Annotated in this window: 7 protein-coding genes, 5 tRNA genes and 1 pseudogene; 3 read left to right on the forward strand and 10 right to left on the reverse strand. The window is 50.5% G+C overall.

Going from position 1 to position 8,491, the window contains the following annotated elements:
* Positions 1 to 182, forward strand: a pseudogene (locus tag B4113_RS20590) (transposase); the annotation flags it as partial.
* Positions 183 to 361: 179 nt separating this feature from the next.
* Here B4113_RS20590 and yhbH read toward each other — a convergent pair.
* Complete coding sequence (yhbH, locus tag B4113_RS11265) at positions 362 to 1,525, reverse strand: sporulation protein YhbH (protein ID WP_033844514.1); 1,164 nt, start codon at positions 1,523 to 1,525, stop codon at positions 362 to 364.
* Positions 1,526 to 1,905: 380 nt separating this feature from the next.
* Complete coding sequence (locus B4113_RS11270) at positions 1,906 to 3,801, reverse strand: PrkA family serine protein kinase (RefSeq protein ID WP_033018531.1); 1,896 nt, start codon at positions 3,799 to 3,801, stop codon at positions 1,906 to 1,908.
* Positions 3,802 to 3,920: 119 nt separating this feature from the next.
* On the opposite strand from B4113_RS11270, the gene B4113_RS19885 reads away from it, so the two are divergent.
* Positions 3,921 to 4,067 (forward strand): hypothetical protein, encoded by a 147-nt coding sequence (locus B4113_RS19885; protein ID WP_156102749.1) that lies wholly within the window; start codon positions 3,921 to 3,923, stop codon positions 4,065 to 4,067.
* 49 nt (positions 4,068 to 4,116) lie between these two features.
* Here B4113_RS19885 and trmL read toward each other — a convergent pair whose 3' ends face one another.
* The 3 genes from trmL to queG all read right to left on the reverse strand — a co-directional run bounded on the left by trmL (position 4,117) and on the right by queG (position 6,984).
* The gene (gene trmL, locus B4113_RS11275; protein ID WP_033018532.1) at positions 4,117 to 4,590 is read right to left on the reverse strand and encodes a tRNA (uridine(34)/cytosine(34)/5-carboxymethylaminomethyluridine(34)-2'-O)-methyltransferase TrmL; all 474 of its coding nucleotides are present in this window, start codon (positions 4,588 to 4,590) and stop codon (positions 4,117 to 4,119) included.
* 23 nt (positions 4,591 to 4,613) lie between these two features.
* Positions 4,614 to 5,477: an amidase domain-containing protein gene (locus B4113_RS11280; protein WP_033018533.1), complete on the reverse strand. Its 864-nt coding sequence runs from the start codon at positions 5,475 to 5,477 to the stop codon at positions 4,614 to 4,616.
* Between the two features lie 355 nt (positions 5,478 to 5,832).
* The gene (queG, locus tag B4113_RS11285; RefSeq protein WP_033018534.1) at positions 5,833 to 6,984 is read right to left on the reverse strand and encodes a tRNA epoxyqueuosine(34) reductase QueG; all 1,152 of its coding nucleotides are present in this window, start codon (positions 6,982 to 6,984) and stop codon (positions 5,833 to 5,835) included.
* Between the two features lie 52 nt (positions 6,985 to 7,036).
* Between queG and B4113_RS11290 the strand changes: the two genes are divergently transcribed.
* Positions 7,037 to 7,702, forward strand: a complete 666-nt coding sequence (locus B4113_RS11290; protein ID WP_033844520.1) for a B3/4 domain-containing protein — start codon at positions 7,037 to 7,039, stop codon at positions 7,700 to 7,702.
* Between the two features lie 218 nt (positions 7,703 to 7,920).
* Here the strand turns inward: B4113_RS11290 and B4113_RS11295 are convergent.
* From B4113_RS11295 to B4113_RS11315, 5 genes are all read right to left on the reverse strand, one after another.
* A tRNA-Glu gene (locus B4113_RS11295) sits at positions 7,921 to 7,992 on the reverse strand.
* A 5-nt stretch (positions 7,993 to 7,997) separates the two neighbouring features.
* Positions 7,998 to 8,090, reverse strand: a tRNA-Ser gene (locus tag B4113_RS11300).
* Positions 8,091 to 8,098: 8 nt separating this feature from the next.
* Positions 8,099 to 8,173, reverse strand: a tRNA-Asn gene (locus tag B4113_RS11305).
* Positions 8,174 to 8,294: 121 nt separating this feature from the next.
* A tRNA-Ile gene (locus B4113_RS11310) sits at positions 8,295 to 8,368 on the reverse strand.
* Positions 8,369 to 8,375: 7 nt separating this feature from the next.
* Positions 8,376 to 8,446 (reverse strand) — tRNA-Gly (locus tag B4113_RS11315).
* Positions 8,447 to 8,491: the final 45 nt, after the last annotated feature.

Below are 8,491 nucleotides of genomic sequence, written 5' to 3' on the forward strand. Positions count from 1 at the left end.
GAACCCATGAATCGTGGCCGAACGTAAGGGACGAATGCGAACGTCTCATGCTTGGACATTTTTCTTCAAAAAACGGCGACCTTAATCAACGAACCGAACTGACGGTCAAACAGGCTCAATTCTTTGCGGCTCTAGGGCTGGAGCCTCCTCCGAAGATTCTAGGCATTCATCCTCGCACCTAGATACACGCCCAACGTATGCCCCAATGCCTCTCGTCCCTTTGGTATCAAGGGATGAGAGGCATTTTGTTTGCCTAGTGACTGTCGAACTCGGGCAAGTCGGTGCTTGAGAAAGCGACATACCTAAGAAAACCGGAATGGACGAAAAAAGACCAGTTTACCATTCAGCTTTATCCTAGGATCTAGAGGCGACGGCCTCTTTTTTTTTCTGCCGAGAAGAAATACTTCAAGGCTTCGAACACGTCGGCTTTTTGTTTTAAAATATAGTACCTGAATTTCTCGTGTTTCATGTTGCCGTATGCTCGCATGAGGGTAGAGGGTGAACGGTTGTACTGATTCACTTCCCCATATCCAAACATGTTTGACACTTTCAGCAACTCTTGAACAAGCTTGACGCAGCGGGCGTTGTCGGACGTCAAGTTGTCGCCGTCGGAGAAATGGAACGGATAAATGTTATAGCGTGACGGAGAATATTTTGTTTCAATTAGTTCAAGGGCTTTGCGGTAGGCCGACGAACAAATCGTTCCGCCGCTTTCCCCTTTGGTGAAAAATTCTTCCTCACTGACGACTTTCGCTTCGGTATGGTGGGCGATGAAGGCGATGTCGACCGTCTCATACTTCGTGCGCAAAAAGCGCGTCATCCAAAAGAAGAAACTGCGCGCCATATATTTTTCCCACATGCCCATCGAACCGCTTGTGTCCATCATCGCTAGGACGACCGCTTTCGATTCCGGTTTAATGACTTCGTTCCACGTTTTAAATTTCAAATCTTCGCGATAAATCGGGTAAAAGCTCGGCTTGCCGCTCATGGCGTTGCGTTTGAACGCGGCGAGCATCGTCCGCTTTTTATCGATGTTGCCCATCAGTCCGGTGCGGCGAATATCATTAAACTCAATCTGTTGGACAATGTGTTGGTCGAGCTCTTTCCGCTGCAAATTCGGAAGCTCCAACTGGCTGAACAGCGCCTCTTCAATTTCCATCAGCGACACTTCGGCTTCGTAATAATCTTGGCCTGGCAGGTCACCGGCCCCTTGGCCTTTTCCTGGCCCCTGTCCCTCCCCGCTTCCGTCCTTGGCCACGACATCGCCGACTTGGCTGTCTCCGTTTCCTTGACCGACGTGCTTGTTTTTCTCGTAGTTGTAGCGGATTTTATACTCATCAAGCGAACGGATCGGAATTTTAATCACATCACGTCCGTTGGACATAATGATGCTTTCTTCGGTGATTAAATCCGGCAAGTTATTTTTGATCGCTTCTTTGACTTTTTCTTGGTGACGCTTTTGATCGTCATGCCCTTTGCGGTGGAGGGACCAGTCTTCTTTCGATACAACGAAATTCCCCTTCATATTTTTCCCTCCTTTGTCAAAATGGTTTCACACTTTTCGCTTTCCCGCATATACTTATGTTGGCGTCATCAAAACAAACGCAGCACGGATACTAGGTTTGGTTTATTTTATCCTATGCAAAAATTCAAAATAATTGCCAAATGAATGCGGAAAATAGTGGGAGTGGACAAGCCCGATTACTTGTTTGCTCTCGCGTTGTGATGCAGCGCCCTGACATCCCATGAAAACAACCTCTCCCTTGATCCATGAGGGAACGTGCACAAAGCATGCCCGATGCGACAAAGTTTCTTTATTTGAGAAATAAGGCCGGGAAGCGTCCCGCTTCTTCCCCCCGACTCTTCTAGGTGATAAAAAAGCATGCCTCAGCGCTTGAGGCATGCCTATCGGTTCAACAAGCTGCCGACATAGCGGAGCAATTCGTTGGCCGATGTGGAGTTATATCCGTACTCATCAATCAAGCGGGCGACAACCTCATTAATTTTTTTCAGCTGCTGCTCATCCGGCGTTTTCGTCGATGTTGTAATTTTTACGATATCTTTTAGATCCGCGAACAGCTTTTTCTGAATCGCTTCGCGCAGCCGTTCGTGGGAATTGTAGTCAAACCGCTGCCCTTTGCGCGCATAGGCGGAGATCCGAATCAAAATTTCTTCGCGGAACGCCTTTTTGGCATTTTCGGAAATGCCGATTTGTTCTTCAATGGAGCGCATCAGCTTCTCATCCGGGTTCATTTCCTCACCGGTGAGCGGGTCGCGCAGCTTCGTTTTGTTGCAATACGCTTCGACGTTGTCCAAATAGTTGTCCATCAGCGTTTTCGCCGATTCTTCATACGAATAGACGAACGCCTTTTGCACTTCTTGCTTGGCGATTTCATCATATTCTTTGCGCACGAGTGAGATGAAGTTCAAATACCGTTCACGGTCTTCTTTAGAGATGGATGGGTGCTGATCCAACCCTTCTTTCAGCGAACGAAGCACATCGAGCGCGTTGATCGACGGCACTTCTTTCCGGATGATGCAGGCCGAAATGCGGTTGATGACATAGCGCGGATCGATGCCGCTCATCCCTTCGTCCGGATGTTCTTTTTTCAACTCCTCGACATCGACTTCGTTGAACCCTTCGATCATCTCTCCGTCATACAAGCGCATTTTCTTCAACAAGTCCACATCCGGTCGTTTTGATTCTTTCAGCCGCGTCAAAATCGTAAACATGGCCGCAATGCGCAGCGTGTGCGGGGCAATATGCACGTTAGCGACATCGCTTTCGCGAATCATCTTTTCATAAATGCGCTCTTCTTCCGAGACGCGCAAGTTATATGGAATCGGCATTACGATAATGCGGGAATGGAGCGCTTCGTTCTTTTTGTTGGCGATAAATGACCGGTACTCGGTTTCGTTCGTATGGGCGACGATCAGTTCATCAGCGCTGATCAACGCAAACCGCCCGGCTTTGAAGTTGCCCTCTTGCGTCAGCGACAGCAAATGCCAAAGAAATTTTTCATCGCATTTTAACATTTCCTGAAATTCCATAATGCCGCGGTTCGCCTTGTTCAGCTCGCCGTCAAACCGATATGCCCGCGGGTCGGACTCCGAGCCATACTCAGCGATGGTCGAGAAATCGATGCTTCCCGTCAAGTCAGCAATATCTTGCGACTTCGGATCGGACGGGCTGAACGTCCCGATGCCAACGCGCCGATTTTCCGAAAAGAAAATGCGCTCCACCATCACGTCTTCGATTCGGCCGCCGTATTCTTTCTCCAACCGCATCATATTGAGCGGCGACAGCTCCCCTTCAATGCGAATGCCGTATTCGCGGTAAAAATCGTCGCGCAAATGGTGGGGAATGAGGTGAAGCGGATCTTCATGCATCGGGCACCCTTTGATCGCATAAACGGCGCCGCGGTCCGTTTTCGAATATTCCTCGAGCCCGCGTTTCAAGAGCGTCACTAGCGTTGACTTCCCGCCGCCGACCGGGCCCATCAGCAGCAAAATCCGCTTGCGTACATCCAACCGCTTCGCCGCCGGGTGGAAATATTCTTCAACTAACCGTTCCAGCGCTTCTTCCAGCCCGAACAGATGCTGGCTGAAAAACTTATACCGCTTTCGGCCGTTCACCACCTCAACTCCAGCGTCTTTGATCATATGATAAACGCGCGAATGAGCCGACTGGGCCACCCACGGCTTTTCTTTTAAAATCTCTAAATACTCGGCAAACGTCCCTTCCCATTTCAGCTTCTCTTCTTCTTCCCGATATCGAGCGATTTTTTGCAAAATATCCATAAAGGACCTCCTCACCCTCGGATGTCTAACAGAAAGATTATTACAATTTATGCGAGGATGTCCTGTATCATTCGCCGCAAAAAAATTTTGTCTCCTGACGGCCAAACGCGGTCATTCACATGCTTGGCCATATCCGCTATAATAAAGGGGAAAACGCCTTGAAGGAGGGGCAAACGATGCGCACCTTGCTTGTGCTCGGAGTGATCATTGCTTTCTTAACGGCCATTTTCACCGCCGGCTATGAGGACAAACCCGGCGTGAAATAAAGCCCAAAAAAACGACCTCCGTCGCGAAGGTCGTTTTTTTGTTTTGCGCCTACGACAACCCGTGAAACCGTTGCTGGCGCAGCGCTTCATACACTAAAATGGCCGCCGTATTTGATAAGTTCAGGGAACGGACTTTGTCGTTCATCGGGATGCGAAGGCAGCGATCCATATTGGCCTCGAGCAAGTCTTTTGGCAATCCGGTCGTCTCGCGGCCGAACACAAAGAAAATATCCTTGGTTGTATCGCTAAAGTCAAACGAATCATAATACTGCCGGCCGAATTTCGTAATGAAGTAAAACTCGCCTCCCGGAAACCGGGCAAACAACTCGTCAAGCGAATCGTAATAGGAAAGATTGACATAAGGCCAGTAGTCAAGGCCAGCGCGCTTTAACATTTTATCGTCCGTCGAAAATCCGAGCGGACGGATGAGATGGAGCGCCGTATCCGTCGCCGCGCACGTACGGGCGATGTTCCCGGTGTTGGCTGGAATTTCTGGTTGGTATAGTACAACATGAAGCGGCATGTTCTTCACCTCAACAACATCGTTTATTTGCGATCCATGATATGAAAAAATTTATACCGGATGTTTGGGGTGTAAGCGCTCGAATCTTCGTAGGACCAATAACGCATCCGACTGTTGGTAGTATGGGCGTTCACAAGCGGCATCCCCTCTTGGTCTTTGGCCACTACGATCGCCGAATGGTCAAAGCGCCCGTCCCCTTGAAAATCATAACAAATGACATCGCCTGCCATCAATTGTCCCGGTTCGGAAACTTCCACCGCCTGCAAGCCGATGCGCGACCCGCTTAAGTACCAGCGCAGGGAATGAGCGACGGCCCAGCTGTAGCTCCAGCTCCCGTTTTGGCACCACCACCCCCGCGCCCGATTCGGGTAACCCGTCATAGGCACCCCACCTGCGTACAGGCATTGGGAGACAAAATTGGTGCAATCAACAGGAAAAGACGGGAACGCCGGGTTGTGACGATTCCACCATGTTTCCGCGTACCGCACCGCCTGAGCGCGGTCATATTGATAGGAAAGCCGCTCTCCCCGCCATTGCTCACGCTCCACCCGCGGCGCCTCGACATTCCCTCCCGTCCGGCTGATCCGATCGTCGGCAACCCATTCGCCGTTTACAAACCGCGCGCACCGCTCCTCGACTTGCTCTTCCACATATAAAATGTCTCCTTGTTTCAGCAAAAACTGATGATGGGCCACATACACCAGTTTGGTTTCCCGTTCGACCGTCTGTCGTCCGACGATTTGCCCACGAATCGAACAGCGAACGATTTCCACTCCTCGTTTTTGGCAGAGCTTCTGTTTTCTCGTGATCTCTTCATCCTTTAACCCGTTTCCTGACACAAACGAGCGGGCCCGCTCGTTCAGCCGCTCGCGCAATCGTTGTTTCATGCCGTTCCCCACTTTCGTTTTTGTTACTACCTTATGTGGGGAAGCGGCTGTTCTTTCCCGCTTCTTTGCGGCATCCGTCCCGCCCTTTACCCGTTTCCCTCATCGCTTAGGAGGGCGGGGATTTAAGGGAGCAAGCCGCTTATCAAGCTTGTTTATCAAATAGAAGAGCCTTGTCGCATCAGGATCGTCTTTCAAACTCTCCCCCATTGTTCAAAAGAAACAACCGTTTTTCACCAGCCATCTAGGGGAAGCGGAAGCTCGTTTTCACCAGCCTTCCCGTTACTTTAGGAGGGCGGGGATTTCGTGTAAAATGCTACTATCCCACCAGTTTCTCAATTAGAGAAACCTTGCAGAATCAGCTTTCTTTTCTGACGCTGTCCTCCAACAGTTTCAGCCCTTTTTCAATTTCAGCAAGCACCACCTCATCCGTCTCCGTCCGTCTAGCTTCATCGAGATGCGGTCGCACGCTGGCATCGCCGATTTTTCCGAGCGCCCATGCGGCCGTCCCACGGATGACCGGGCGGCTGTCTTCTTTCAACAGCCGCAACAAATGCGGCACCGCCGTTCGGTCTTTGTAATGGGCAAGCGCCAAGATGGCATTGCGCTGAATCGGTTTTTTTCCGCGCCATGAACCAGCCATGGCGCCGAATTTTTCTTGAAACTCACGATTGCTCATTTGAAGAAGCGGAATCAGCTTCGGTTTGACCGCCTCCGGATCGGGTTCAAATTCCGGATGGAAATGAAAATCTTTCCCTTTGTTTTCCGGACAGACTAACTGGCACGTGTCGCAGCCGTACAACCGGTTGCCGATTTTCTCGCGAAATTCATCGGCCAAAAAGTCTTTTGTTTGTGTTAAAAACGAGATGCACCGTTGCGCGTTTAGCTGCCCTCCTTGCACGAGCGCTCCGGTCGGACACGCATCGATGCATTTCGTACATGTGCCACATCGATTTTCAATCGGCTCATCAGGGGGAAACGGAATGGTTGTGATCATTTCCCCTAAATAGACGTACGAGCCAAATTCCGGCGTAATGATCGAGCAGTTTTTCCCGCTCCAACCGATCCCGGCCCGCTCAGCCACAGCGCGATCGGCCAGCTCTCCAGTATCGACCATCGAACGAACGCGGGCGTGCGGCACTTTGGCAAGCAAAAACTCCTCAAGCTGCCGTAAACGATCCCGCAATACAACATGATAATCTTTGCCCCACGATGCACGGCAAAAAAGGCCGCGCCGCTCCGTCTTTGTCCCCCGCGGCGCCTGCTTCATTTTCGACGGATAAGCGAGCGCAATGGCAATGATTGATTTGGCCTCAGAAAGCAGCAAATCGGGATTCGTTCGTTTTTCAATATCCTTTTCCTCAAATCCGGACTGGTAGCCAAGCTCTTGCTGGCGTCGCAATCGTTCTTTTAGTTCCACAAATGGATCGGCGCTGGCAAATCTAATTTTATCAATACCGATCGTCCGGCTGTACGCAATCAACTCTTGTTTTAAGGCGACAACATCCATTGTTTTCCCTCCTTTCGACTCCTATGATAAAATAAAGCGCGAGGTGATTGACATGAACTATATCGTATCAGAAGAGCTGAAACGGCGTCTCCCTTCCGGAAAGTTCGGAATCATCTGCTACCGGCACATCGAAGTAGGGGATTCGCCCCAAATGCTAAAAGGACGGTTGCAACTGTTTCAGGAATCAATTTATATCGAACTGCAGGAAAAAACGATCCATGACATTCCTGAACTGGCCGAATGGCGTCACCTATTCAAGCAAATCGGGACGGATCCCGCTCGTTATCGCCCATCGAGTGAAAGTCTGTATCGGCGCATTCAAAAGAAGCACTTTCTTCCTTCCATTCATTCAGCAGTGGATGTCAACAATTTCTTTTCACTCTATTATAAGATTCCGCTCGGCATCTACGACCTTGACCGCATACACGGGACCGTGACCGTAACCATCGGTGCTGAGCAAGACGAATATGTCGCTTTAAACGGCCGAACGGTCAACTTTGCCAACAAACTTGTCAGCAAAGATGCATACGGTCCATTCGGCAGTCCGATCGTCGATTCGGAACGGACGGCCGTCACTCGTGACACCAAGAACGCCTTACAGATTGTATACTTTCCACCTTCCATCGCCAAAGACGTCGCCCATCGCCAGCTCGAAGCCATGCAAGCGATGTTCACGCAAATCCATGGCGGCGAAGCGGATGTTCAACTGCTTGAATGACGTGTTCCTCCCGCTTCGGTGAATCGCAGGCGGGAGGGAATCGCAATAAAAAAACGCAATGCCTCGTTCATCGACGAAACGAAACACTGCGTTGTCCCCAATCTTTCTGCTATGGAATCCATTATACCTCATGATTGCCTATTCGGCAAGAAAAAGCGCAATTTTCGACAAAAACAAGTTTGATAAAATGGCACCAGGTTGCCTAGTGCCATAAGCAGTGACCCGTACGGGATTCGAACCCGTGTTACCGCCGTGAAAGGGCGGTGTCTTAACCACTTGACCAACGGGCCATGCATGGCGGAGAAGGCGGGATTTGAACCCGCGCGCCGCAAAACTGCGACCTAACGGTTTAGCAAACCGTCCCCTTCAGCCACTTGGGTACTTCTCCAGAGAAAATGGCTCCGCAAGTAGGATTCGAACCTACGACCTACCGGTTAACAGCCGGTTGCTCTACCGCTGAGCTATTGCGGAACGATTCAACACCATGTCCGTTTTCCTATGGGCTACCATACCGTTGCTCCATCCGGCAATGGTGGGACAACGGTTCACCGTTATTATAGCGAATCATCCAACAGTATGCAATGGGGAATAGTGGGCCTAAGTGGACTTGAACCACCGACCTCACGCTTATCAGGCGTGCGCTCTGACCAGCTGAGCTATAGGCCCATCCAAAAGCGGGTGATGGGAATCGAACCCACGACATCAGCTTGGAAGGCTGAGGTTTTACCACTAAACTACACCCGCACATAGCCCTTCAACCATTCACCACGCAATTTCGCGCCTCTTCCT

This window comes from Geobacillus sp. B4113_201601 (genome assembly GCF_001587475.1).
GTDB classification, from domain to species: domain Bacteria; phylum Bacillota; class Bacilli; order Bacillales; family Anoxybacillaceae; genus Geobacillus; species Geobacillus icigianus.

Excerpts from the sequence above, each read along its gene's own strand:
- queG (WP_033018534.1), bottom strand. The coding sequence starts at position 6,984 with ATGGATGTTGTCGCCTTAAAACAAGAGTTGATTGCGTACAGCCGGACG.
- B4113_RS19885 (WP_156102749.1), top strand. The coding sequence starts at position 3,921 with ATGCTTGGCCATATCCGCTATAATAAAGGGGAAAACGCCTTGAAGGAG.
- B4113_RS11290 (WP_033844520.1), top strand. The coding sequence starts at position 7,037 with ATGAACTATATCGTATCAGAAGAGCTGAAACGGCGTCTCCCTTCCGGA.
- trmL (WP_033018532.1), bottom strand. The coding sequence starts at position 4,590 with ATGCCGCTTCATGTTGTACTATACCAACCAGAAATTCCAGCCAACACC.
- B4113_RS11280 (WP_033018533.1), bottom strand. The coding sequence starts at position 5,477 with ATGAAACAACGATTGCGCGAGCGGCTGAACGAGCGGGCCCGCTCGTTT.
- B4113_RS11270 (WP_033018531.1), bottom strand. The coding sequence starts at position 3,801 with ATGGATATTTTGCAAAAAATCGCTCGATATCGGGAAGAAGAAGAGAAG.
- yhbH (WP_033844514.1), bottom strand. The coding sequence starts at position 1,525 with ATGAAGGGGAATTTCGTTGTATCGAAAGAAGACTGGTCCCTCCACCGC.